Origin of the sequence: Pseudovibrio sp. POLY-S9, assembly GCF_001431305.1 — a bacterium.
Lineage (GTDB): Bacteria > Pseudomonadota > Alphaproteobacteria > Rhizobiales > Stappiaceae > Pseudovibrio.
In genome coordinates this window covers 57,741-81,641 of sequence record NZ_LCWX01000238.1, presented here as the reverse complement: position 1 = coordinate 81,641, position 23,901 = coordinate 57,741, and the positions used below count along the sequence as shown (strand labels likewise).

22 protein-coding genes are annotated in these 23,901 nt (G+C 51.2%); 14 read left to right on the top strand and 8 right to left on the bottom strand.

Features of this window, described 5'->3' with window-relative positions:
- Positions 1 to 47 precede the first annotated feature (47 nt).
- Complete coding sequence (locus PPL9_RS26240) at positions 48 to 254, top strand: hypothetical protein (protein ID WP_152986835.1); 207 nt, start codon at positions 48 to 50, stop codon at positions 252 to 254.
- Here PPL9_RS26240 and PPL9_RS26235 read toward each other — a convergent pair.
- On the bottom strand, positions 251 to 607 hold the full coding sequence (locus tag PPL9_RS26235; protein ID WP_057465474.1) for a helix-turn-helix domain-containing protein: 357 nt from the start codon (positions 605 to 607) through the stop codon (positions 251 to 253). The genes PPL9_RS26240 and PPL9_RS26235 overlap by 4 nt on opposite strands.
- A 109-nt stretch (positions 608 to 716) precedes the next feature.
- Here PPL9_RS26235 and PPL9_RS26230 point away from each other — a divergent pair, with 109 nt between their 5' ends.
- Both PPL9_RS26230 and PPL9_RS26225 read left to right on the top strand, forming a co-directional pair.
- On the top strand, positions 717 to 1,190 hold the full coding sequence (locus PPL9_RS26230) for an ester cyclase (protein WP_057465473.1): 474 nt from the start codon (positions 717 to 719) through the stop codon (positions 1,188 to 1,190).
- A 192-nt stretch (positions 1,191 to 1,382) separates the two neighbouring features.
- Positions 1,383 to 2,240, top strand: coding sequence for an alpha/beta hydrolase (locus PPL9_RS26225; protein WP_057465472.1), 858 nt, complete (start codon positions 1,383 to 1,385; stop codon positions 2,238 to 2,240).
- A 71-nt stretch (positions 2,241 to 2,311) separates the two neighbouring features.
- Here the strand turns inward: PPL9_RS26225 and PPL9_RS26220 are convergent, their stop codons facing one another.
- The 3 genes from PPL9_RS26220 to PPL9_RS26210 all read right to left on the bottom strand — a co-directional run bounded on the left by PPL9_RS26220 (position 2,312) and on the right by PPL9_RS26210 (position 6,619).
- Positions 2,312 to 3,202, bottom strand: a complete 891-nt coding sequence (locus PPL9_RS26220) for a hypothetical protein (RefSeq protein ID WP_057465471.1) — start codon at positions 3,200 to 3,202, stop codon at positions 2,312 to 2,314.
- A gap of 323 nt (positions 3,203 to 3,525) precedes the next feature.
- Complete coding sequence (locus PPL9_RS26215) at positions 3,526 to 5,748, bottom strand: esterase-like activity of phytase family protein (protein WP_057465470.1); 2,223 nt, start codon at positions 5,746 to 5,748, stop codon at positions 3,526 to 3,528.
- Between the two features lie 112 nt (positions 5,749 to 5,860).
- A complete protein-coding gene (locus PPL9_RS26210) occupies positions 5,861 to 6,619 on the bottom strand; it encodes a WYL domain-containing protein (RefSeq protein ID WP_057465469.1) in 759 nt (252 codons plus the stop codon).
- Between the two features lie 72 nt (positions 6,620 to 6,691).
- Here PPL9_RS26210 and PPL9_RS26205 point away from each other — a divergent pair, with 72 nt between their 5' ends.
- The 4 genes from PPL9_RS26205 (at position 6,692) to PPL9_RS26195 (ending at position 9,100) form a co-directional block, all read left to right on the top strand.
- Positions 6,692 to 7,021 carry a hypothetical protein gene (locus PPL9_RS26205; RefSeq protein WP_152986834.1) on the top strand — a complete coding sequence of 110 codons (330 nt, stop codon included), beginning with the start codon at positions 6,692 to 6,694 and terminating at the stop codon, positions 7,019 to 7,021.
- A complete protein-coding gene (locus tag PPL9_RS33780; RefSeq protein WP_208989647.1) occupies positions 7,014 to 7,349 on the top strand; it encodes a hypothetical protein in 336 nt (111 codons plus the stop codon). Before PPL9_RS26205 ends, PPL9_RS33780 begins: the two co-directional genes overlap by 8 nt.
- Positions 7,350 to 7,366: 17 nt before the next feature.
- Positions 7,367 to 8,161 carry a DNA alkylation repair protein gene (locus PPL9_RS26200; protein ID WP_208989646.1) on the top strand — a complete coding sequence of 265 codons (795 nt, stop codon included), beginning with the start codon at positions 7,367 to 7,369 and terminating at the stop codon, positions 8,159 to 8,161.
- An 81-nt stretch (positions 8,162 to 8,242) separates the two neighbouring features.
- The gene (locus tag PPL9_RS26195; protein WP_057465467.1) at positions 8,243 to 9,100 is read left to right on the top strand and encodes an ABC transporter six-transmembrane domain-containing protein; all 858 of its coding nucleotides are present in this window, start codon (positions 8,243 to 8,245) and stop codon (positions 9,098 to 9,100) included.
- Between the two features lie 54 nt (positions 9,101 to 9,154).
- Here PPL9_RS26195 and PPL9_RS26190 read toward each other — a convergent pair whose 3' ends face one another.
- Complete coding sequence (locus tag PPL9_RS26190) at positions 9,155 to 9,922, bottom strand: helix-turn-helix domain-containing protein (protein WP_208986925.1); 768 nt, start codon at positions 9,920 to 9,922, stop codon at positions 9,155 to 9,157.
- Between the two features lie 273 nt (positions 9,923 to 10,195).
- Here PPL9_RS26190 and PPL9_RS26185 point away from each other — a divergent pair, with 273 nt between their 5' ends.
- From PPL9_RS26185 to PPL9_RS26160, 6 genes are all read left to right on the top strand, one after another.
- Positions 10,196 to 11,269, top strand: coding sequence for a cytochrome c peroxidase (locus tag PPL9_RS26185; RefSeq protein ID WP_057465465.1), 1,074 nt, complete (start codon positions 10,196 to 10,198; stop codon positions 11,267 to 11,269).
- Positions 11,270 to 11,281: 12 nt separating this feature from the next.
- A complete protein-coding gene (locus PPL9_RS26180; protein WP_057465464.1) occupies positions 11,282 to 12,424 on the top strand; it encodes a cytochrome c peroxidase in 1,143 nt (380 codons plus the stop codon).
- 12 nt (positions 12,425 to 12,436) lie between these two features.
- On the top strand, positions 12,437 to 13,033 hold the full coding sequence (locus tag PPL9_RS26175; RefSeq protein ID WP_193757822.1) for an arsenate reductase (azurin) small subunit: 597 nt from the start codon (positions 12,437 to 12,439) through the stop codon (positions 13,031 to 13,033).
- A gap of 10 nt (positions 13,034 to 13,043) precedes the next feature.
- Positions 13,044 to 15,719, top strand: coding sequence for an arsenate reductase (azurin) large subunit (locus PPL9_RS26170; RefSeq protein WP_057465463.1), 2,676 nt, complete (start codon positions 13,044 to 13,046; stop codon positions 15,717 to 15,719).
- Between the two features lie 195 nt (positions 15,720 to 15,914).
- Complete coding sequence (locus PPL9_RS26165) at positions 15,915 to 18,281, top strand: HEAT repeat domain-containing protein (RefSeq protein ID WP_057465462.1); 2,367 nt, start codon at positions 15,915 to 15,917, stop codon at positions 18,279 to 18,281.
- Positions 18,282 to 18,408: 127 nt separating this feature from the next.
- Positions 18,409 to 19,374 (top strand): aldo/keto reductase, encoded by a 966-nt coding sequence (locus PPL9_RS26160; protein WP_057465461.1) that lies wholly within the window; start codon positions 18,409 to 18,411, stop codon positions 19,372 to 19,374.
- Positions 19,375 to 19,380: 6 nt separating this feature from the next.
- Here PPL9_RS26160 and PPL9_RS26155 read toward each other — a convergent pair whose 3' ends face one another.
- Positions 19,381 to 20,403, bottom strand: coding sequence for a LacI family DNA-binding transcriptional regulator (locus PPL9_RS26155; RefSeq protein WP_082597125.1), 1,023 nt, complete (start codon positions 20,401 to 20,403; stop codon positions 19,381 to 19,383).
- Positions 20,404 to 20,521: 118 nt separating this feature from the next.
- Entirely contained in the window at positions 20,522 to 21,466 is a 945-nt protein-coding gene (locus tag PPL9_RS26150; RefSeq protein WP_057465459.1) for a 2-hydroxyacid dehydrogenase, read from the bottom strand.
- Positions 21,467 to 22,016: 550 nt separating this feature from the next.
- On the opposite strand from PPL9_RS26150, the gene PPL9_RS26145 reads away from it, so the two are divergent.
- Positions 22,017 to 22,709, top strand: coding sequence for a FadR/GntR family transcriptional regulator (locus PPL9_RS26145; RefSeq protein WP_057465458.1), 693 nt, complete (start codon positions 22,017 to 22,019; stop codon positions 22,707 to 22,709).
- Positions 22,710 to 22,754: 45 nt separating this feature from the next.
- On the opposite strand, the gene PPL9_RS26140 is transcribed toward PPL9_RS26145, so the two are convergent.
- Entirely contained in the window at positions 22,755 to 23,690 is a 936-nt protein-coding gene (locus tag PPL9_RS26140; RefSeq protein ID WP_057465457.1) for a sugar kinase, read from the bottom strand.
- Between the last annotated feature and the right edge of the window lie 211 nt (positions 23,691 to 23,901).

Sequence of the window (23,901 nt, the reverse complement as noted above, 5' to 3'; positions counted from 1 at the left end):
CCGAAAACCGGCGCCGGTTTTGGAAGATATGCCCGTTGGAGATGGTGATGCTGAATTTTCTGGAATATATAACCGGGCGGGTGATTGCGATTTTGTTCGCGATGGCTTTACTGGCATTTATCCTCCTCATTATCGGATTTGCTTCCGGCCTGATGCTGGCCGTTATTGCCATCACTATCCCCATTGTGATCCTGAAGATCCTGTTCGGCAAGAACAAGCCCAAGATCACCTATCACTATGAGCGCAAGGATTAAGAGATCGGGAAGTTTTTGACCTCGTTCTCGCCCCAGGTTTCCATTGCCTGAAGGACCGGCTGCAGGGATCTGCCCTTTTCTGAAAGGGAGTATTCCACATGCGGTGGTACAACTTCCATGACTTTACGGTCGACAATTCCATCCTCTTCCAGAGAGCGGAGTTGTGCTGTCAATAAGCGTTGAGAAACACCGGGCAGTCTGCGTTTCAGCTCGTTGAAACGGCAGGGTGCAGGCAGAAGCTCGTATATTATCAATGGCTTCCATTTACCGCTCAAAACAGTCAAGGTACGGCGCACAGGGCAGGTTTCATAGCCGATGAATGCTCTGGCTGTGTCTTTGCTGTCATCGCTCATGGTGGGCAGTACCCTTTTATATACTAGCTGCTAAAATAGTGCGTACTAGACGTTCTGCTTCTTTGCTTTCATATGGGGTTTGCCTAATGAAAACAAGGGAAACACACCGATGAACAAAGTGAAGCTTGCTGTAGCTACTGCAGCTCTTGCCCTTTCAACCGCAGTTGCTGGTGCCACTGAAGCGACTGATCTTTTGAGCAAATTCTATGAGGTTGCGGACAGTCGCCCGTTTGATGCGGATAAACTGGCAGCTTTTTATGCCGATGACATGGTGGACCATAATGGCCGTGAGGGACAAAACGCCAAGCAGTTTGCAGTGGGGACCTATACAGCCCTGGCAGCAGGCGCACCGGACTCCCGCCATGAGCTTGGTATGGTTGAGCCAATCGGTGATGACAAAGTTCTGATCTATTGGCGTTACAAAGGCACCAACACTGATGGGCTGTTTGGTGCTGAAGCTAATGGGAATGCCTTTGATATTGCCGGTTTTGAGGTTTATCGCATTGAGAACGGCAAGATCCACGAGTTCTGGCATATTGAGGAACTTAGTTCGCTGAGCGCCCAGCTTGCTACGAAGAACTAAGCGATAAGGCCCGGGAGTTTCCCCGGGCTTTCTTTTTAGGAGGCGTCTACGCGGCTGGGAAAAAATCTGTTTGCTGGCTTGATCTTGCAGTGATTACCCGTTTTGTTAGATGCAGCTTTAAGGGCAGGAAGAGATCATCTGCCTAATTAGATTGTTGATTTAGTTTTTGAATTTGCATTGAGGAATACGTTTGTGAAGCTGCAAGAAGGAACAATAAATCTACCCGGTGACCGCACCCTTGCATGGAGTGAATGGGGCGATGCTGAGGGGCGACCCGTGATTGTGTGTCAGGGTGCAGGAATGGCCTCTGCCATTCCGTTTGGAGAGCAAACCGCAAAGGATCTGGGTCTGCGTGTCCTCTCTGTTGATCGTCCGGGATTGGGGAAGTCCGGTGCAGATCCTGAGAAAAGCTTTGAAAGCTGGGCAGAGGATATCAAAGAACTGCTTGATTTTGTGAAGGCCGATCAGGCGTTTGCGATTGGCTTTTCGCAGGGGGCGCCCTTTGCATTGGCACTGGCAGCTTCTGGTCTTGTTGATGGGGTTGCGATTGTGTCCGGTCAGGATGAGCTGGCTTTCCCCGATATGTTTGCCAAGCTTCCTGATGAGTTGAAGGGTATGGTTTCTTTGGCTTGCGATGATCCGGACCGTCTTGAGGCTGACATTGCAGGCATGGCGACAGCAGACTGGCTGTGGCAGATGATTGAGGGGATGAGCGGGGAAGAAGACCGCGCGTTTTATGCCTCAGCATCGTTTGCACCTCTTTATTGTGATGCGCTTGCCTCGGGCTTTGCTCAGGGGGCAGCCGGCTATGCCCGTGATACGCGGCTTGCGATGGGGCGCTGGTCATTCAACGTTGAGAACATCAAGCAGGAGGTGCAGTTATGGTATGGCCTCAAGGATACGAGCCCGGTGCATTCGCCTGATTTTGGCAGTAGCCTTGCCACGCGCCTGAGCTGCTCTGAGCTCCATCAGATTGCAGAGGAGGGGAGTGCGATCCTCTGGACTCAAGCTGATGCTATCTTGAGCAGGCTGGCAAAATGTAAAGGCTAAGCAATAAGCCCGGCCAAGAGTTTTGCTGGGCTTTATGCGCTTAGGCTGATGGCTTCTGTAAAGCTGTAGGTTCAGACCGGAATAAATATCTGCCGCACATCAGAGCTTCTGGCCACTGGTGCATCGTCTGTGTGGAGTGTCTGGTATCTATGGGCATCTTCTGAGTAGGCTTTTCCCGCGCCGTGATAACCGGCAACTTCCGGGCTTTCAAAGCCAGCACTCTTGAGTTCATTCGCTAAGGACTGCGCAAAAGGGAAAACTTTGGTCCCGTCGAGTTCTGGATCCTCTGGTGCATCTATGAAGCCAGGTTCGGAGGAAAGTTTCAGTTCTTCCGGATCAAATGACTCTGGTGCGGTTGCATCTGCGCTGTAGCAGCTTTCGACGCGTATATCGGTGAATGATTTATCCAGACCGCCTTTTGAGAGTTGCTCAGCCAGCCCTTTTGAGGAAACTGTTTCATAGCCTTCCTCACTGGCGCTTCGTTTGCTGGAGATTTCGTTAGAGCCGTTAGCGCCGTGGCCGAGTACGTAGATTTTGTTCTCACCGCTTTTCAGCGTGCCCAGAATGCCGGTTTTCTCATTGCTGATAATGTTTGCCTGCTGCAGAACATCTGCTTCAAAGGAATAGTTTTGTGCCAGCTTCAGCATGTCTGTGTAGGCATCTGATGATACAAAATCCAGAAGCTCAAATCCCTCAAGGTTCAACTCCGAGATGACTGCATTTGCCTTTTCGCGAATGTCACTGGCCTGAGCCTGGTTCTTTTCTACCAGCTGCTGCTTGAGCGTTTCCAGTTTGGTTTTAGCAGCATCATTTGCCACGATAATATGGCGTGGTTCCTTGCCAGCGGTGTTGCGGGCTTGATTGGTGCCTGCTGCGAAAAGTAAGACATCCTCAGATGCGAAGGGTGCGTAGTAGAAGCCTGTTTTGTGTTCCGGTTCTGCCTTTAAGGCGGAATCATTCAAGCTTGAGGATTGTGTGCTTTAGTATTAACTTGCGCGAGGCTTGCGTTGTTTTCAATTTGAACAGTTGTTTGTGTTGTATTTACATTAGATATGGGCATGAGGCCACCGTGTTTATTGAGAATCAATAGTAATTGGTGGTTGTATTGTTGTGATTTAGTTTGGTTGATGGCTGTATTGTTTGATACAGCACGCATAGATTGTTTGTAGGTAGTAATATCTACTGGCTTTGAGTAGGTTCGTCGGCTTTGCGTTGTTGCCTTGAGACAGCACAAAGCCCGGCAGATTGCTCGACCGGGCTTTGTTGTCTCTTAAATTTCAATCGGCTAGTTCAGCTGAGTTGCATCACCCATGGAGAAGAAGAGGGTTTCGCCGTTTGCATCGTCCACGCCATCATTGTCGGTGGAGATGAGGATGCGACCATCTTTGGTGATTGCCAGACCTTCAACCTTGTCCGGTGTCCAGCCGTTGGTTGCGGACATGGCTGGGAGAAGATCGAGAGTAACCTTCTTGGTCAGCACTGGCAGCTCAATGCCATGCGGGGCAGGGGTGACACCTTCCAGAGAGATCACAGTAACCTGCTTGATGGCTGCTTCCTTGCCGCCTTTGTTGTCACGCTCTACGACTGCGAACTTGCCGTTGCCAAGAGATGTGATTTCGGAAAGACCGACCCAGCCACCGGCTGCGCTGCGTGGTGCATCCAGCGGGTAGTGCACAAAGCCCCAGCTCTCATCAGCAGGGTTGTAGATGCCGATCTTGGTCATGCCCTTTGGATCGTCGTTCCACTCACGCTGTACAGCAACGGCCACGAGAGTTTTGCCGTTCATCTCAAACTCAGTTACGCCTTCCAGAGAGAAGCGTTTTGCCTGTGCGATGAGGCTCTCTGGTAGTTTGATCTCTTTTTCGATGACACCATGCGCAGAGGCTTGAAGCAGGAAGTGCTCCATTTCCTTCTTCGCGTTGCCTTCTGATGCCAACCAGAAGCCGCCGTCTTTGCGCAGGGCGATGCCTTCGAGGTCGTACTTCTTGGCGGTGCCGCCGGTCAGATCCATGTGGCCTGTGATTTCAACGGGCTGTTTGGAAACATCCAACGTGAAGATGCGGGCGTTGTCGTAGAAGCTGTCTGAGACGGCATAGAGTTTGTTGGCATCGGTTTTGTCTGCGACCATGCCGGAGATTGCGCCCCAGCCAATGGGTGCGTTGGTTTCCGGGTCGATGTTGGAAACCAGCTGCGGGTACTCAGCAGAGGTCGCGCCAAACTCATAAAGACCGACATGGGCGCGGACTTTGTCCTTCACGTTATCCTTCTCGTTGGCAACAACGAAGAGATTGCGGGATGGGATCGCCAGCAGGCCTTCCGGGCCGATGTGCGTTGGCAGGAACTGAACGAATTCTGGTTCGGTGCCGGTGTCGCGGTACACTGCTACGAAGTTTCCGCGCTCGGAGTTCACGAAGATCAGGGTCTCGCCGCCGAACTTACCAACGGTTACACCCTCTGGCTCAGTGCCCTTCTTGTGTGCACGCTTGGCCGGGTAATGCCCGTGCGACATGCCCAGATGTTCCATCTGGTTGCCACTGTCAAACTCGATGGCGCCGTCCTTGTTCCAGATGGTGAACCCACGAGACCCGCCTTTGTAATCCCCCTCATTTGCCGTCACAAAGCGATTATCATCAATCCAGGCCACAGCATCCGGTTCACGGGGAATATCTATCTTTGATCCAGACGCATCAGAGGCGCGAGCTTTCCTGACCGGCACGTTTTGTGCTGTCGCGGTACCAGCGGAAAAGTGGCTGGTGATCTTGCCGGAAGCTAGGTCAACGATTGCGAGGTGGTTGTTTTCCTGAAGTGTAACAACGGCTTGGTTGTTGCCGTTGATGGAAGCAAACTCTGGTTCCGGATCATCTCCGCCTTCAGCTGCAAGGCCTGTCATTTCCACGATACGCACGGTATCGCAGTTTTTCGGCATGCCGTTCTGGTCCAGATCGAAGATGGTGAGGAAACCTGCAGGCATCTGCGGTAGAGCACCATCGTTCAGGTCTTCGTCACGCTCGTTTTCAATGGCGATCGTAAGGAACTTGCCGTCTTTGGACACTGCAACGGAGTCTGGCTGTCCTTTTACATCACACTTTGCTGAAATCTGTTTTGTTGCAGTGTTGATAACGGCTACATAGCCAGATGGAGCGGTGTAGCTCTCAGAAGTGTTGACGCCTGCGAATGTGTAATTGCCTGAGATTGCAACAGAAGTTGGCTCGCCGCCCAGTGCTGTGCGCCCTGCTGGCTTTGGCTGTGCTGGGTTGGCTGCATCAAGGAAGACGATTGCTTCCTGAGGGCCATCGGTGAAAGCAAGGGTTTTGCCGTCTTCAGATGCAGCAATGATTTCTGCGACGGTTTCGGATTTACGGTCTACGCCTTCCGCCAGTGTTTCGTAAACCGGCATGGTCGCGATGCGTTTAAAGAACTTTGCTTCAGATGCATTTGCAGCAGAAAGGCCAGCTGCCAACATAGCAACGGAAATGCCGCCCAAGAGTGAAGTGCGAAGAACGCGCATGAAAAATCCCCTGTCAGAATAGTTTTGCGGTTAAGTGTTTTCTGGTTAGGGGCACCGCATGGCAGGCCTATGAATGTTTGTTGAAGCTTTGATGACTAAGGTACATCAACGACTAAGGCGTTGCGGGCTCGATGCCGTCGATGGCGTCTATGAAGGGCTTTTTGGGCTTTAGGGCGAAGCCTTTGTCGTGCATTTGGGCGGATTTTATGCGATCGAGACGGAAGGTGCGGACGGCGCTGCGAAGGTGATCCCAGGCCATAATGTACCAAACCGGGTAACTCAGAAAAAGGTAGTGTGGCTCGATGGTTCGGTGAGAAAGGTTGCCGTTCTGATCGCTGTATTGAATATGGATGCACCTGCTCATCAAGAAGGCTTCGTTGACAGGGCTTATTGCTTCGCTGTCAAATTCTTCAAAAGATCCATAGACATGAAGAGAGGCCGTTTCGCCAATCCAGATGCGGGACTTCAATGTGTCGACACGGGAGCGGAGCTCTGGAGAGAAGGATGCAATCAACTTGCGGCGGATCGGTTTGAGGTTGGCCAGCAGCAGAGGGGAGCGCATGTTCTCTGCGATGGCGAGGCTGATGAGGAGGTCGATCGCTTCCTTGTATTCCAGCTTGAGGCGGCCGACACCCCAGCGAGATTGAAGGCGGATGCCGCCTCCGCGACCTTTATCTGCCTCAATAGGTAAACCTCGCTCGCGGAGCAGTTCCAGATCCCGGAACAAAGTTCTTTGGGAAATGCCGAGCTCTTTTGCCAGATCATGCGTTGTGGGGCACTCACCAGATTTGAGCAATGCTTCAATTTGCTCAAGCCTATCAAGGCGTTTTAAGGCTGTTGCTCTGGTTGCTCGGCTTGTTTCATTGCTCATTAAAGAAATGTGTCATTAAATGACATATATGTCCATACAAACAGGTCATCCGAATATTGAAGGAAAATAATGATGACCAACCAAGTGATTGAGTTTGCACCCTTTCATCTTGCTGAGGGCAAGAGTGAAAGTGATCTTGTTGCTGCTTCTGAGCGGTTTCAGGCGGAGTTTTTGAATGAGCATAAAGGGTTTATTCGCCGTTCATTGGTGAAGCATGAAGATGGTGCTTATGCTGATATTGTTGTTTGGGCGGATAGCAGTGCAAGCGAAAAGGCTTTTGCCGCCGCTGGTCAACATGAAGCCGGACAGGCGTATTTTTCTTTGATTGATATGAGCCGTGAACATCAGCCGCGCAAAGCTGGTGCAATGGAATTCTTTAGTGTGATGGGTACTTATGGCTGAGCCTTTTAAAGAGGTTTTCAATCAAGCATCTATTGAACGGATGGCCTCTGCTTTGGCAGGGGTTCATCCCTCATTTCTTGCTTCTGGTTTCACAGCTGAAGCGCTGGATGGTTTGAGTGAACTGGAGCTGAAAGAGCGTTCGCTCCATCTGGCGCGTTGCTTGCGCCGTTATCTCCCTGAGGATTATAGCGAAGCGCTGCGGATTATGATGACGACGCTCTCGGCTCCGTTGGCTATGGAGGATGAGCCAGTCTGGGAGAATGATGGAAGCGGGCTTTCTGGCTTCGTCACAATGCCATTTTCCGATTGCGTGCTGCTTTATGCCTAGAGAAGTTTGAGCTCTCGATGGCTGCTATGAAAGAGATGACGCGTCGCTTTTCAGCTGAGTTTGCTATTCGTCCGTTTATTGAACGCTATGAAGAGGAGGCAATGACGCTTCTTGCTGAGTGGGCTGAGGATGAATGTGCGCATGTGCGGCGGCTTGTTTCTGAGGGAACACGGCCAAGGTTGCCATGGGGACAGCGATTGAAGGGCTTTATTGAAGCCCCAGATAAGTGCCTGCCATTGTTGGAGAAGCTTAAAGATGATGAGACTGAGTATGTGCGCCGGTCTGTTGCAAATCATCTGAATGACATTTCCAAGGATCACCCTGATTTAACTGCAGAGGTTTGTGGACGCTGGCTCGAGCAACCAACCGAGCGTAGATTGCGGTTGGTGCGGCATGCGTTGCGGAGCAATGTGAAGGCGGCCCATCTGCCGAGCCTTGCTGTGCTTGGGTATGATGCAGAGCATACGTGTGTGGTGCGCAGTGTGTTGGATACTGATCGGGTGGTTTATGGATCGGGACTGACCTTTTCTGCGGAGATAAGCAATGCCTCTGAGAAGGCAGTTCCGTTTATGCTGGACTTTGTTATCTACCATCGCAAAGCGAACGGGACACAGGCCCCAAAGGTGTTCAAGTGGCGGAGAGGCGAGTTGAGCGCTGGGCAGACGCTGCGTATTTCAGGCAAACACAGTATTCGGCCAATCACAACACGTCGGTATTACGAGGGAGAACATCGGCTGGCAGTGTTGCTGAACGGAGTTGAGACGCCGATTGGGTCCTTTGAATTGGTTGGTGTTGAAGAGGTGGTTGCTTAACTGCCGAATGAGCAGGCCTTGACACCGTGCGACAATAGATTATCTAAAATGACAATCTATTGTTTGTGTGTTGAGGGCATCATGCGTTTAGAAGGACATCTTGGACTTTCTACCCTTGTGAAGACATTTCCTTATCGGATTTGTCTTACATGGGCAGGTGTTCTTGCAGAGAATTTTTTGATGGCACTGATCCCGTTGCTCATCGGATTTGCCATTGATGACCTGCTTCAAGGGGTGTTCGACAATGTCATTGTAATGGGCGGTGTTCTTGTGGGGCTGACGGTGATCGCGGTTGCGCGCCGGATTTATGATACCCGCGCCTACGGCACAATCCGGCTCCACTTAGGGGCGGAACTGGATCAGAGGCATCAGAATAAGCCGGTTTCGAAACGAGCAGCGCGGCTGAACATGAGCAGAGAGCTGGTGGACTATCTGGAAGGGGAAGTACCTGAAGTACTTTCAGCTGTTATCCAGATTATTGTCGCTCTGGTGGTGCTTACTAGCTTCCATTTGTGGCTGTCAGCGTCGGCGTTTACTGTCGTCGTTCTGATGCTGCTTACTTACTCGGCGTTTAACAGCCGGTTTTATTTACTTAATTCCGCCCTAAATGCAGAGACAGAGAACCAGGTGCATGCGCTTGAGCGAGGGAGTCGGCGTGGTGTCTGGAGGCATCTGCGTGCGCTAAGGATGCATGAAGTTCGTCTTTCTGACACGGAGGCCATTGTTTATGGCGTGATTTTCCTGTTTCAGATCGCGTTTATTGTGATCAATCTGATCCTGGCGGCTGGGCTACCCGACATGAGTACAGGCATGATCTTTTCTATCGTGGCTTACTCGTGGGAGTTCGTGGAGGCGGCTATTATGCTGCCTATGACGATGCAAAGCCTGACACGCCTGAATGAGATCACTACGCGAATAAATAATGTAGAAGAAGAGTAAGCTGGGGCAGGAAGAGCTGGCGCTGTGACCAGCCCTTACAATCGTGTGATCAGATCAGCGATGGTTTGACAGGCGCGGACGTGCGCCATTTGCTATTTTGCGCAGGCCTTTGAAGTCCAGAACGGCAATCTTGTGCTTGCCGATGAGCTTTACAGCGCCTTCCTTCTCCAAGCTCTTCAGAACACGGCTTACAGTCTCAGCGCGCAGGCCAAGATAATCCGCAATGGATTGCCTGGAGATTGGCAGAGCGAACTCTTCCACAAAGCGTGGAATGCTCATGCGGTTGCGTAGCTCAAAGATAAAGGAGGCCATGCGCTCTGTTGGGGTTTTTTTGCCCAGATCAGAGGAATGGTCGAACTGCTGGTGCATGATATCCGTCGCGCGGCGCCAGTAGATGCGGCGCAGGTTGGAATCCAGCAGCAGCAATTCTTCGAAGACATTGCGTGGAACCAGCTTCACTAAAGTTGGTGCAAGTGCGACCACTTCACCAGATGCGTGACGGTCTGCACGGTTCATGTCCAGATACTCACCCGGGAAGCGAAGCGTGAGTAGGGAGCGGCGTCCGTCACTTAAGTGGCTCTCAACAGCGATCACACCATTGAGAACTGCGAAAACAACAGGTTCCGGAAAGTCTTCTGGCGCCAGTTGATCACCTTCGTTCAGCTCGATGGTTCTGGCGGCACGTAATTCTGCTTTTTCGAAATGATGATGCATCGGGCGACAGAGGCATTCCTCGCCCTTAAAACCGCAGGATTCCTGAACACATTCAAACGAAAGATGGTCAGGTGATGACGCTATCTTTGGAGGGGTTGTCCCCGACATGCGTTAAGCTCCCCGCTTATTACGTGATTTGGCGTAAAGTCCCCTGTAGTCAAGGACATTGATATAAATCAATATTCTAAGGATTACTTTTATTCAACATTTTGTTACCGGATGAGAGTGAAAAAATATCATTCTTTAGAACTCCTAAATCCAACTACTGATTGCAATCAATGAAAACAGTTCAGCTCCATGCAGAAATACTGCGTATTCGGGGATCGATGCTGCCTGACAACGAATCTTGTTAGTATCATCCCAGCCAAACTGGGGGTAACAATGCGCCTTCTCGTCAGTATGTCGATTGCTTTGATGACAAGCACTGCGGCATTCGCAACAGATTTAGGGCCTGTTGCAAAGATAGAGCAGAAACCTGCTCTTGTAGAACTGGGAAAACGCTTATTTTATGATAGCCGTTTGTCTGGTGACACCAACCTTAGCTGTTCAACATGTCATGATCCAGCTAAGGGGTTCACAGACGGCGAAAAGCTTTCTACTGCATATACAGGTACAGAAGGTTTCCGTAATACGCCAACACTGGCGAATGTCGGACACCGGGCAGCCTGGATGCATGATGGCCGTTTAGGTACAAACCTGAACGATGTCTCTCGTGGTATGATCACAGAGACCTACATCATGAACATGGATATGCGCATCATGCAGGAACGCATGAAGCAAGATCCTGTTTACGTTGAAATGTTTAAAGCTGCGGGTAAGGGTGAACCATCTAACGGTGGTGCTCGCGGTGCTTTAGAAGCATTCCTTAAATCCATTACATCTCAAGGTTCCGCGTTTGACCGTGGTGAGCTGACCGTTTCTGAACGACGCGGTTATGAACTCTTCATGGGCAAAGCAGGGTGTTCTTCCTGTCACACCGGCAACCGCTTCACAGATGATCAGCCACACAATATCGGTGTTCCTAACAACCCTGATATCTGGTCTGATCCACTGCGTCACATCACCTATGTGACTTACGCGAAGTTCATGGGCGTTAACAACTACATGAACCTGCGTGAAGACCAGGGTGCATTCATCCGGGATCATAAAGAAGAGAACAAACGTTCCTTCCTGACCCCAACTCTCCGTGAGCTGACATACACTGCGCCTTACATGCACAACGGCATGCTGGCGACACTTGAAGACGTTGTAGAATTCTACAACGAGGGTGGCGGTGATGATGTCAACAAAGACTCACGTCTGAAGCCTCTCAATCTGAAGAACAGCGAAAAGGCCAATCTGGTCGCGTTCCTGAAGACCTTGTCTGGCGACAGCTTCGATACTCCTGAATATGTTTGGACAGCCGACGACTACTCTTACGAGTTGATCGAAGACTGGAAAAACAAGAAGAACTAGGGGGCTGCTAAAATGACAACATTCAAAAAAAACATTAGTGTGATTGCACTTGCTGGTGTTTCCATTGTTGCAGTTGCAGCTGGTGTTCAAGCGGCTGAAAAACGCCCGGCAGAACTGGCTCCTTTGGGTGAGCCTCCTTCTCCACCAGATAACCCAATGACACCTGAAAAGGTTGAGCTGGGCAAGCTCCTGTTCTTCGATCCACGTCTGTCCGGTAACGGTGCGATGCCATGTTCGGCATGTCATTTACCAGAGCTTGGCTGGGATTTCCCTGACAAGATCTCTCTGGGCTATCCGGGTACAGTTCACTGGCGTAACTCACCAACGATCGTGAACACTGCATACTACGGCAACCTGTTCTGGACTGGTGTTTCCAAATCCTTGGAAGCAGAAGCCCGTACAGCTGCTCGTGGTGGTGTTGCCGGTAACGGTGAAGACGACATGATGGAAGCGCGCCTTGCGTTTATTCCTGAGTATCGTGAGCGCTTCAACGATGTGTTCGGTACTGAATACCCTCTGATGCGTGACGCTTATATGGCGATTGCTGCGTTTGAGCGGTCAATCGTTCAGCGTGATACTCCGTTTGATCTGTACATGCTCGGTGATGATGATGCTCTGAGTGATCAGCAGAAGCGCGGTATGGAACTGTTCACCGGCAAGGCTGGTTGTTCTACCTGTCATGATGGTGCTCTGATCTCCAACCAGAAGTACTACAACCTCGGCGTTCCAGCTTATGACGGTTGGGAAGACGATGAACTTGCGCAAATCACCTTCCGCTTCGAGCTTTTTGCAAAAGGCTCCACGGAAGAGAAATACCGCAAGTGGAAGGACGATCCGGGCCTTTACTTCGTGACCAAGCAGAATGCTGATCTCGGCAAGTTCCGTGTGCCTTCTCTGCGTTACACCAAGTACACCGCTCCTTACATGCACAACGGCATGCTGGAAACTCTGGAAGACGTCGTAGAATTCTACAACCAAGGTGGTGGCACTAACGACTGGGCTGCAACGAAAACCGACCTGATTAAGCCTCTCGGTCTGACCGACAAAGAGAAAGCTGATCTGGTGGCCTTCGTAGAAAGCTTCACTGGCGAGCGTCTTCTCATGGAAACACCTGATCTTCCTGAGTATGAACCGCTTCCGGCTGTAACGAATTAAGAGGAGATGGAGATGACACATCAACCTAAGTCCGTCTCTCCTGAGATGATTGAGGTCGTGAACGGCCCTGAGGAAATTGCAAAAACTGGCAAGCGTTGTGTAATGACACGCCGTCAGTTCCTGCTGACTTCCGGTATTTCTACCTTCACCGTTATGGTGGCTCTCAAATCTGGCCCTTCCTCTGCGAAGGTGCCTGCGATGGTCTCCACTTATGAGCGCAAGTTCATTTGTAAGCTCTCTGAGCTGAAAGAAGACGAACCGCTCGACTTTAACTATCCGGACGAAGGCGCTTATTGCGAGTCCATGATTGTTAAGTTGGGCAAGGAAGCTGGTGGCGGTATTGGCTCTGACAAGGACATTGTAGCGTTTAACTATACCTGTACTCACCAGGGTGGTCCGCTGCAGGGTACCTATCAGAAAGGTGATAAGGCTCTGGGTCCATGCCCACTGCATCTGACCACCTTTGACCTAACCCGTCACGGTATCTTCATCTCCGGCCAGGCTTACCAGAGCTTGCCTCAGGTTCTTCTCGAGCTGGACGGCGACGACGTTTACGCTGTTGGTATGTTCGGGCTGATCTATGGCCGCTACGACAATCTCAAAGGGTGAGGAGTAAATCATGTCAACTCCCTACTACATTCCTGGAACAAACATTCCGCTGCCTCCGGTAGATGCTGATGTTCTTTCCACTGCTTGTGATTATTGCATCGTAGCGTGTGGTTATAAGATCTATCGCTGGCCTGTTAAGGCTGGAAAAGTAGGTGGTGAAAAAGCCGCTGAAAACGCCTTTGGCGTCGACTTCCCGGTTGATCCGCTGGGCCCATGGGTTGCTCCAAACCAATACAACGTTGTGCTGCACAAGGGCGAACCTCACCATGTGATCATCATTCCGGATAAAGATACCAAGCATGTAAACATCAATGGTAACTCTTCTATCCGTGGTGGTGCGCTGGCGAAGAAGGTTTACAACCCTCAGACCCCAACTCGCGATCGTCTGAAGTCACCTATGATCCGCATGTTCGGCACGTTGATGCCGGTCACCTGGGATCTGGCTCTGGAAATTGCTGCGGAAGTTGGTAAGCACGTTATCAAGAAGCATGGTGAGAACGCTTTCTGCGTGAAAACATTCTCCTACGGCTACATGGAAAACACCTACGCGATTTCCAAGTATGCTTTGCGCTCTGTTAGCACTGCGAACTTCACATTCCACGACACTCCATCTGATGTGACGTCCACTCCGGGCTTCCGTGATGCTGGTTTCGACAACTTCGGTCCTTCTTATCAGGACTGGAAAGATGCCGAGACTCTGATGATCTGCGGTACCGACCCATACGAGTCCAAGACCATTTTGTTTACTGACTGGATTATGCCAGCCATCCAGAACGGTCAAAAGACAATCTTCATGATCCCGCGCCGTACTGCTGGTGTGGCTTATGCGGAGAAGAATGGTGGTCTGTGGCTCGACATCCAGCCAGGTACTGACCTTCTCGTTGTGAACGCGATTGCTCGTGTGATCATCGAAAATGGTTGGCAGGACGCTGAATGGATCCGCGATTGGGTCAACAACAAGTGGGAGAGCTCCTCAGGCTTCGGTCAGGGTACTCGTAACACTCCATGGCAGTGGCGTACGACCTGGGGCAAATTCCAGACCAAAGGCTACGACGACTTCGTTAAATGGCTGATGGCTCAGGATGAGTTTGAACCAACAGCTGCTGCTGAAACCGCTCAGATCGATGTAGAGAAAATCTACAAGGCTGCTGAGTGGATGGCTAAGCCTCGTGATGATGGATCCCGTCCTAAGACCTCCATCATGATCGAGAAAGGCTTCTACTGGTCCAACAACACCGGTAACACCAATGCGATTTCGTCTCTTGGTATTATCACGGGCTGTGGCGGTCGTCCGGGGCAGGTCATTGGCCGTGCTGGTGGTCACCAGCGTGGTGGTTTGAAGGGTGGGTCTTACCCACGCAACAAGTCTCCTGAGAAACTGCCAGGCCGTCGTCGCCGCGCCATGGATACCGACCGGTATCTGATGAGTGGTCACACCCGCTTTGCTCACGTGATTGGCAACACCTGGATTCAGTCCATGTGTGGTTCCCAGTCTCTTGCTGCAAAGTTTGAAGAGCTGACTGTTCAGAACCCAAATCAGGTGCGCTCTTACGACAAGCAGACCATCATCGACACTCTGAAAAAGCGTGTAGATAGCGGTGGCATGGTTGTTGTGAACCAGGATATCTACCTCGTAGATCCAATTGGTGCACGTTTCGCAGACATCGTCTTCCCAGCTGCTGGTTGGGGTGAGGACACATTCACCCGTGCAAACGGTGAGCGTCGTCTGCGTCTGTATCCAAAATTCTACGATGCACCGGGTGAAGCGAAACCTGACTGGTGGATTGTTGCGAACCTCGCGAAGAAAATGGGCTTCAAAGGCTACGATTGGAAAGACTCCAACGAAGTGCTTGAAGAAGCAGCCCGCTTCTCACGTGGCAGCCGTAAAGACTTCTTTATGTTGAAGGTTGCTGCTCAGAAGGAAGGCAAGACTCTTCACGAGAAGTTTGCTGAGTTCGGTACTGACGGTATTCAGGGCCCAGTTGTTATGCTTGAAGATGGAACCCTTGAGGGTACCCAGCGCTTGCATGACACGACCCGTGAACTGTCAGCGACTGGTCCAACCGGTTCCAACCGCTACAACAAGAAGCTCACTCACTTCAACTCTCAAACTGGTAAGTGCAACATCCAGAAGAGCCCATGGAGCCTGTTCTCCGATTATTGGGCATGGATGAAGCCGAAGGATGATGAGCTTTGGGTGACTTCCGGTCGTATCAACGAGCGTTGGCAGTCTGGTTATGATGACCGCCGTCGTCCTTACATCGTGCAGCGCTGGCCTGAAAACTGGGTTGAAATCCACCCAGATGATGCGAAAGAGCGCGGTATCGAGAACGGTGACTACGTGATGCTCTTCTCTGACCGTATTCCGGTTCAGACAGACACCACAGTGGGCATTGAAGGCGATGACTTCACCTTTACCAAACTAATGGATGAAGGCCATATCGAGCTGACTGAAGGCGCGATTACTGCGGTAGCAATTGTTACCCCGGCGCTGAAGAAGGGCATGCTTTACATGGACTTCCTGCACACTGCACAGCCAGCAAATGCTCTGTCTGGCCGCGTGGTGGACTGGATCAGCGGTAACTACAACTACAAGATGGGTGTTGGTCGCATCAAGAAGATCGGCACGAGCCCATATAAGGATAGTTTCCGGTCTATGTCTTTCGCACGTCGCGATATTGCATAAGAAATCAGGAGCTGGCGGGGCTATCCCGCCAGTTCTTTTCCCGCTTGTGCCAAGGGGCTCGCGAGTTGAGCTTTTTTGCAGAAGTGGGCCTTAAGTCAGTTTGTTTTCAATCTGCTTTAAGTTTTTGTTTTGCGTATTCTTGCCCGAACACCGGAGTCCACTACTCGGGAATACGCTTGAGGAGAAAAGCCAATCATGACGGTTTCCATCAGGCATTTAGATCAGGATTTTGCAGTGGAGCAGACCGAAGCTACTGATAAGCTCGTGAAAATCTTGTGTGAGTTGCTTGCAAACGGCGAAGAGCGCGAAAAGTGTTTGTCCGCTCAAATTCTTGGAAAATTTGGCACTTCGACTGCTCATGCTGCGCTTGCTGAAGCGCTGCGAGACGAAGATGAAGACGTCCGCAGTGATGCGGTTGAAGCTCTGATCAGCGCAGGCAAAGGCCTGGATGCTGATGTTCTGCTGTGGAGTTTGCAGAACGATCCGGTGTTGGAAGTGAAGCTTTCTGCCGTTGACGGACTTGCAATTGTTGGCGGGACAGTTGCGGAAGAATGGCTGACAAAGCTGGCTAAAGACCGTTGCGAAGATGATGTTGCATGGGACGGTTACGGCGCTGAATGGGATGATTGGCTGGATGTGCAGCGCAAGTCCATTCTGGCGCTGGGCACGTTGAAATGTGAAGCATCTGCTGCTGCTTTGTTGGAAGCTGCCCGCGATCCATTCGGTCAGGAAGTTTGGCCGGAAGTGACCATGGCGCTTTCTGAGATGGGCGTTGCCGGGTTGCTTGAACTGGCCTCACTGGCGACGGATGCGTCTGCTCGTGTGCGTGAGCATACGGCGCGTGCGCTCTCCTCTGCGAATGATGAGCGGGTTGGTGAGATCCTGCGTGTGCTGTTTGCAGATGCTGATCCTGATGTGCGGGTTGCTGCGGCTGAAGTGCTGATGGCTCGTGGTGAGGAAGCGGATCTGGCTGTATTGCTGGCTGACAGCGAGCCGCAAATGCGTCGTCTGGCACTGAAAGCATCTGGTAAACTCTCCTACTCAAAGCTTGAAAAGGTTGCTTTTGAAGACGAGGAGGAGACCCTGCGTATTATGGCGCTTGGGAGGATGGCTTCTTCTGATATCACCAAACCAGATGCGCTGATTGAGCGGATTGAACGCTCTTTGCGCAGTGCGAGTGATGCTTTTGTTGCCGCGCTTGTGCCTGTCCTTGCGAAGGTTGAGAGTGAAGCTGCGACCGCTCTGTTGAGTGAGATTGCTGTCCACCGTCAGGAAGAAGCAGTGTTGAAAGCGTTTATCGTGCTTCACGGCGAGAAGCCGAGCGTTGATGGACTTGCTGTTTTGCAAGAACAGGTGACAAGCGCAGAACAGGAAATCCGTCTTGCTGCCCTGAACTCTCTGGCCAAGCTGGCTGAAGGTGAGGGCGATTTTGCGGACAATGCTGCTGTACAGCTGGTTTGGGCGGTTTCGGGTAAGCTGATGCCTGAAGCGCATGATCAGGATATTCTCGACGGCGCAAAAGAAAAAGATCCGTCTGATCTGGGTAGCAATGGCAAGGGTGATGGCAAGCAGCCGCGCATTCAGATTGATCGTGAAGGCAATGTGATTGAGCCTCAGGCGCCGAATGAAGTGGTCGCTGAGGAAGAGGTTGTTGCCGAAGAGCCTTCTGCTGAAGAGCTGGTTGCTAAGGTCACTGCTGGTGCTGATCCTGTAGTTGCTGAAGACGTGCCAGAGGGCGCTATTGAGAGTGTGGAAGACCTGCCTGACAATGTTGTTGCCTTCCCTGGTTCAACACTCGGTGCGATCCTGAACACTGAAGACGAGATTGAGAAACTGGCTGAAGAGCCTGTCGATCTTGGCAAGAAAGACATGCACTTTCTTGAGCTTGCGAATGAGCTGATTGAGAAGAAGCGCGTTGTGCCAGGTCGTCCGGATGATCCTGCTTTGGACATTCGTTTGCTGGCCTTGCGCATATGTGGTGATGCGAAGCGGCCTGAACTGATTGATGCGCTGGTGTCTGCTTTGTCTGATCGTCAGATGCAGGTTCGGTTCGCGGCTAGTCAGAGTCTCGTTCATCTGGTTGAGAATGGGCTTGAGCTTTCTGAGGAAGCCATCGAGCGTATCCTTGCTTTGCCGCCAGAGAATGATGTGGCTGTGCGTGCAATGCGTGTTGAGCTGCTTGGCACCTCCTCAAATCCAGAAGCTGAGAAGGTTGTGACGGCAGCCCTGAAGGACAAAACTGACGCTGTTTCTGCCTCAGCGCTGAAAGTTTTGGCCGGAAACCCTGACACTAACATTGATGTGCGTAGCTATCTCAAAAGCCCGCGTCGCCGCCTGCGAGTGACTGCGCTGGAGCTTGTGAGTGCAAACTCAGATACCAGTAATCTGGATGAGATTTTCGAAGCTGCGCAGATGGAAAATGGCGTTCTTATTCCAGGAGCTGCAACGTGTTTGCGCTGCTATGCTCAGGAGAGTGTTCTTGGTGCTATGGAGCAGTGGCTGGATGGAGATCTTTCCCGCAAGCTGGCGGCTCTTGAAGTGCTGAACAAATACGTGGCTTGAGGTTTCTGCTCTCAAATGAGGCGAAACCAAATCTCGTGATGGGCATCGGTATTTATCTGGTGCGGAATACGTTGTAAGGAAACCTGCTGGCGTTCGCTGGCAGGTTTTCTTTTTTGGAGGGGGCATCATGCGATCCAAGACACTTTCTACCGGTTACAAGATGCCAATGCTGGGCCTTGGTACGGTGAACTTTGGAGAGGGTAAGACCTATCCTGCACTTCGTGCGGCGTTGACTGCTGGGTATCGCCACATCGATTGCGCGATGATGTACGACAATGAAGCTGAGATTGGGCAGGCGATTGCTGATGCCATGAAGGAAGAGGGCATCAAGCGCAGCGAACTCTTCATCACTTCCAAGCTATGGAACAGCTTTCATAAGCCTGAAGATGTGAGAGGCGCGCTGGAAAAGACGCTTGCGGACCTTCAGCTGGATTATCTTGACCTTTACCTCATGCACTGGCCTGTGGCGCTGAAGACGGGCGTGAAGAAGCCTACCAGTTCAGAAGATTATTTTTCGCTTGAAGATGTGCCGCTGATGGATACATGGCGAGCGCTGGAAGAGTGCTTTGATGATGGTCTGGCGAACACAATTGGTGTTTCCAACTTCAGCACGCAAAAGCTGGAAGATTTGATTATGGAAGCGCGGGTTGTTCCGGCTGTTAATCAGGTGGAGTTGCATCCTTTCCTTCAGCAGAATGATCTTCGCTCATATTGCCTGCACAACAACATTGCGCTGACCGCATACTCTCCGCTTGGACGTGGTGTTCCAGCGGATCTGACGGACGCGCAGAAGCAGGATGTTGTTCTTGCTCATCCTGTCATTGAAGAGATTGCCGAGAAGCATGGCGCGACGACATCTCAGGTGGTGCTGGAATGGGCGATCCAGAACGATGTTATCGTTGTGCCAAAGTCAGGTAATCCTGAACGTCTGGCGCAGAACCTGGCAGCGCTTGAATGCGATCTTGATGAGCATGACATGTCTCGCATCGCGCATCTGGACAAGAACCATCGCTTTATTCCGGGCGATGAGTACTTCTTGTCCGGCAGCCCGTACTCCTGGGAAAACCTTTGGGACGAGCCGCGTCCTGAATAAGGGGTCTTAGACCTTAAAACTGGAGGAGTCGCGTACCAATAAATGCGGCTCTACCCGTTCTGTGGTGGTTGGTGTCGGTTCTCCATCAAGGCGTTTGATGAGTAAGTTGGCAACGTCCTTTCCGATGGTGCGTGGGTAGCTTTCAACCGAGGTCAGTGCTGGAGTCCATGCTTCACCTTCCGGCAGGTTGTCGAAGCCAACTACGGCCAGGTCTTCACCGATGTTCCGACCTGCTTTCTTGAGTTCTGCAGCTGCGCCCACTGAGACTAGATCATTGTGGCAGAGCAGGGCGGTGAACTCAGCCTTGTTTGAGACAAGCTGCTGCGCTTTTATGCGTCCGCATTCACGATCAAAGCCGCATACTTCAACATGGATGTCAGATTCAGGAATGCCCGCTGCTTTTAAGGCGTCGTAGAAGCCGCGTTTGCGTTCTCGGCCCGGCATGGTTTCCTGCAGGCCTGCAATCATTGCGAATTTGCGATGGCCTTGCTCAAGCAGATGCTTCGTGGCCAGCTGGGCAGCCTGATAATTGTTGGAGCCAATGTAGTCCATCGCCAGACCTTCAATTTCCCGGCAGAAGGTGACCACGGGAATTCTGCGCGTGTTGGCGATCTCGAAGTCACTTCTTTTCGTGCCTGCGCTCGGGCTGATTGCGATGCCTGCGACGCCGTGGCCGATGACTTCTTCAAGCATGGTTTGCTGACGCTTGGTGTCTTCGCCGACATTGGCGATAACGGGCAGGTAGCCGTGCTCTGAGAGAGCAGCTTCCAGTGAAGTGCAGAACTCAGCGTAAAATGGAATTGAAATATCCGGCACGAGAACGCCGACCAGTCGCGAACGGCCTGACCGGAGTTTGGCGGCGTTGTAATCTCTGACAAACCCCAGCTCTTGCATAGCTTTCTTTACGCGAGCTTTGGTTTCATCGGTCATTCGACCTGTGTCATTTATGGTATTCGAGACAGTCGCAACGGATACTCCCGCTGCTTTCGCAATATCGGACACAGTAACTTTGGATTTTCTTAAAGGCATGAATTTGCTTTATTTATAAAGTAAGTTGAATTATCAAGCGACAATAACACCTGAATCGTGTGCATGTGAGCTATATTTTTGTTTTTTCTATGTAAATGTTATTTGGGTTACGTATAGGTTAGAAAATTAGCCGGTTAAATACTTCTCCATTTTTCCTGTAAGATGAAATATTTTTAATCACTTGGCGTCCCATTTCTCGTCTTGTTTCGAGTGTGGCACTCGCGAGGTGAGGGGTCAGGGTTGTGTAGGGGGACGCGATCAGCTCATTGGGAACATTGGGCTCATCTGGAAATACATCCAATGCTGCGGCCCCGAGTGTTCTGTTCTCAAGTGCAGTGATCAAATGTTGAGTGTTTACTAATGAACCACGGGCGATATTGATCAAAAGCCCGCTCGGGCCCAGAGCTTCTAATATATTAATATCTATAATATTTTTTGTGTCCGGGCTGCCAGATGCAGCAATGACAAGCACGTCGGATTCGCTTGCCAACTCCAACGGAGAGGACCGGCATTGTTTATCTTGTTTCGGGTCTGCGTTGCGATCACAGTACAAAATTTGCATACCAAATGTGTCGCCTAAAATTTTGGCAGCTTTTCTGCCAATGCGTCCATATCCAAAGATGCCGAGTGTTTTACCTCGCAGGCTGTAGCCGATACCTAATTTGCCGTTGAGCCAGTCCCCATTGCGGATAAAGCGGTCTCCCTCTGCAATTCGGCGAGAGGATGCCAGAGCAAGGGCCACGACGTGATCGGCCACGGCTTCGGTCAAGGCGTCTGGTGTGGTTGTGATGATGATGTTTCTATCGCGGGCCTGTTTCAGGTCAACTTTATCGTAACCTGCGCCATAGACTGCAATGAGCTCAAGGTTGGGCATTTCTGCCATCAGCTCACTGGAGAGGCCAACATCGCCCTTGGTTGCGACGATGCGGATGTTCGGCAAGGTCCGAGCTCTCAGCTCTTCGTCTTGTTGAAGTTCCCAATAGCGAGCAAGCGGGGCGCATTTTTCCAGCTCCTCGTTGATTTCATTGGGCGCATAAGGGCTTAGTTGAAGAACATCGATCATAAGACAGTCATCTGAAGATTACTTGAGCATCAAAGTCAAGAATGCATCAAGTTGCAGACGTTCGCCAGTGGGGAGTGTCGACTGCCCCACAGATGCCTGCGTTTCAACGTGTCAGGAAACCCGCCGGACTCATGTGAACGTGAAAATCAGATAGAGAATGCCTACCAGAATACTCGTTACAGCGACGGTGCCACAGAAGTCAGTTGCCGCACACCGAACAGTCTTAAAAGGAAGTCGACGCATAATAACACCCCCAACCTTGGAGAGATCCCACAATCCCTCTCAGATATATTAGAAAGATGCGCTGTAAATAAGTAGACTACATAATGTCGCAGTCTGGTTAGAGAACATGGTTGTTCGCTTATGGAGTGGCCTTTGGAACTCTTATATCTAGTTGATTTTATTAGCTATTTTATTCATCTTAAGAGGCTAGGCGTCAAAGAGTCCGGTTTAGGGTGGCAAACTTGTTAGCTTAGGGCGGCTGTTGTAAATTAATAAACTTCCAAGGCTGCAAACAGCTTAAAAAACAAGAATAATTGGAGTGTGAGTGGTGGCCCGTCCAGCAAACCTCTCGAATGCGGTTTACGACAAGATGAAAGATGCTGTCGACTCCGGAGAATTTCCGGAAGGTCTTAAGCTTCCGACAGAAAATGCGCTGTGCGAGCGGTATGGCGTCTCACGTCCTGTCGTACGCGGTGCGATGGAGCGCCTGCGTAAAGAGGGCTACATCAAGACTGTGCGTGGCTCTGGCAGCTTTGTCATCAAGGAGCACGTCACTCCAACGCCTTTTGCGCCCACACTCGGAGAATTTGCGATTTCCGGCATTGGTGATGTTATTCAATGTCAGGAAACCCGAATGGCCTTTGAAGGCGAGATGGCGGCGTTGGCTGCTGAGCGCTGGACAGATGAAGAGATGGCAGAGCTGGATGCTGCGTTAGCGCAGATCCACAGCGATGGGCTGGACTCTGTCGGCACCATTGATGGTGATATGCGTTTTCATTCTGCAGTGGTGAAAGCTGCCAAGAATGAATATGCAGCGGCTGTTTATGAAGTCATGAAGCCGCAAATCCTTGTTGGTATGAACATGAGCAAGGGGCTGTACCCGTTGCTGCCTGAGTTTGCGCGTCGGCACGGGATTGAAGAGCATAAGGCTATTCTAGACGCGATCAGAGCACGTGATGTTGAAGGTGCACGTCGTGAGATGCGAAATCACATTGGCTTCTTTGGTGATCAGTTCAAATAGAAAAGGCTCGCTTTAATTGTTGCGAGCCCTCTCACAATCTCACTATCAAATACTGCGGGCCTGCATGAAGGCCTCGACCTGATTGCGTGTCGGGATTGGGGCGACTGCGCCATAGCCTTGCGTTGTGAGTGCTGCGGCTGCGTTGGCGTATTTGAGGCTGTCTTCCAGCGACTTGCCAGCCACCACATTGGTGAAGAAAGAGCCGGAGAAGCAGTCACCAGCACCAGTGGCATCAATGGCTTCTACCGGATTGCCTGCAACGCGCTTTCTCTCAGAGGCTGTTGCGTACATCGCGCCCTCTTTGCCTAGCTTGAGAATGACGTTCTTTGAACCCAGATTGAGGTAGAAGTCGCAGATTTTGTCCGGATCGGAGAGGCCGGTCAGTACTTCAGCTTCATCGACGCTTGGCATGATGAAGTCAACGAGGCGTGCGGTTTCGTGAATGATGCCGCGAGCGCGGTTCAGATCCCAGAGTTTCAGGCGCAGGTTGGTGTCAAATGAGGTGAGTGTGTCACCTTCTTTGGCGATCTCGATGCCTTTGAAAACACTGTCGCATGAGCTGGTGGAAATGGCCTGCGTGATGGCTGTGACGTGGAAGAGTTTGGCCGCACGAATGGCATCAGCCGGCAGCTGGTCTGGTGTGACCTGCGATGCTGCAGAGCCTTTGCGGGCGAAACTGAAATGATGGCCTTGCTCGTCGTGGGAGATGAAATAGATGCCTGTCGGAGCAATCGGATTGCGCTCGACAAGGTGCGTTTTAACGCCCTCCTTCTCCCATAGACCGATGAACTTGTTGCCGAAGACATCATCGCCCAGATGGGTCAGGATGGCGACGTTTGCACCCTGACGTGCTGCACAGCATGCGAAGTTGGAGGCATCGCCCCCGAAGCCTGACAGGTAATCCGGTCCTTCTCCGCTATACTCTTTAACCTGATTGAACTCGAACAATGGCTCCCCAAAGCTGATGATTTCTGCGGTCATTTTGTCCTCATTGTTCAAAGTGTATCAGGCAGCATGCGTCACTATTGGCCAGTCCTTTCAGTTTCCTGCGAGCGGAGCGATTGCTATGATGCTGGAAAGATTCTGACGCTGGGAGTTTTGTGGCAGCTAATTGGTAGACCATTTTCCGATATTTCAGGGTATTTTGCAATTAGCTGCTTACACTTATTTTCTTTGATTTTATTGAAATTCT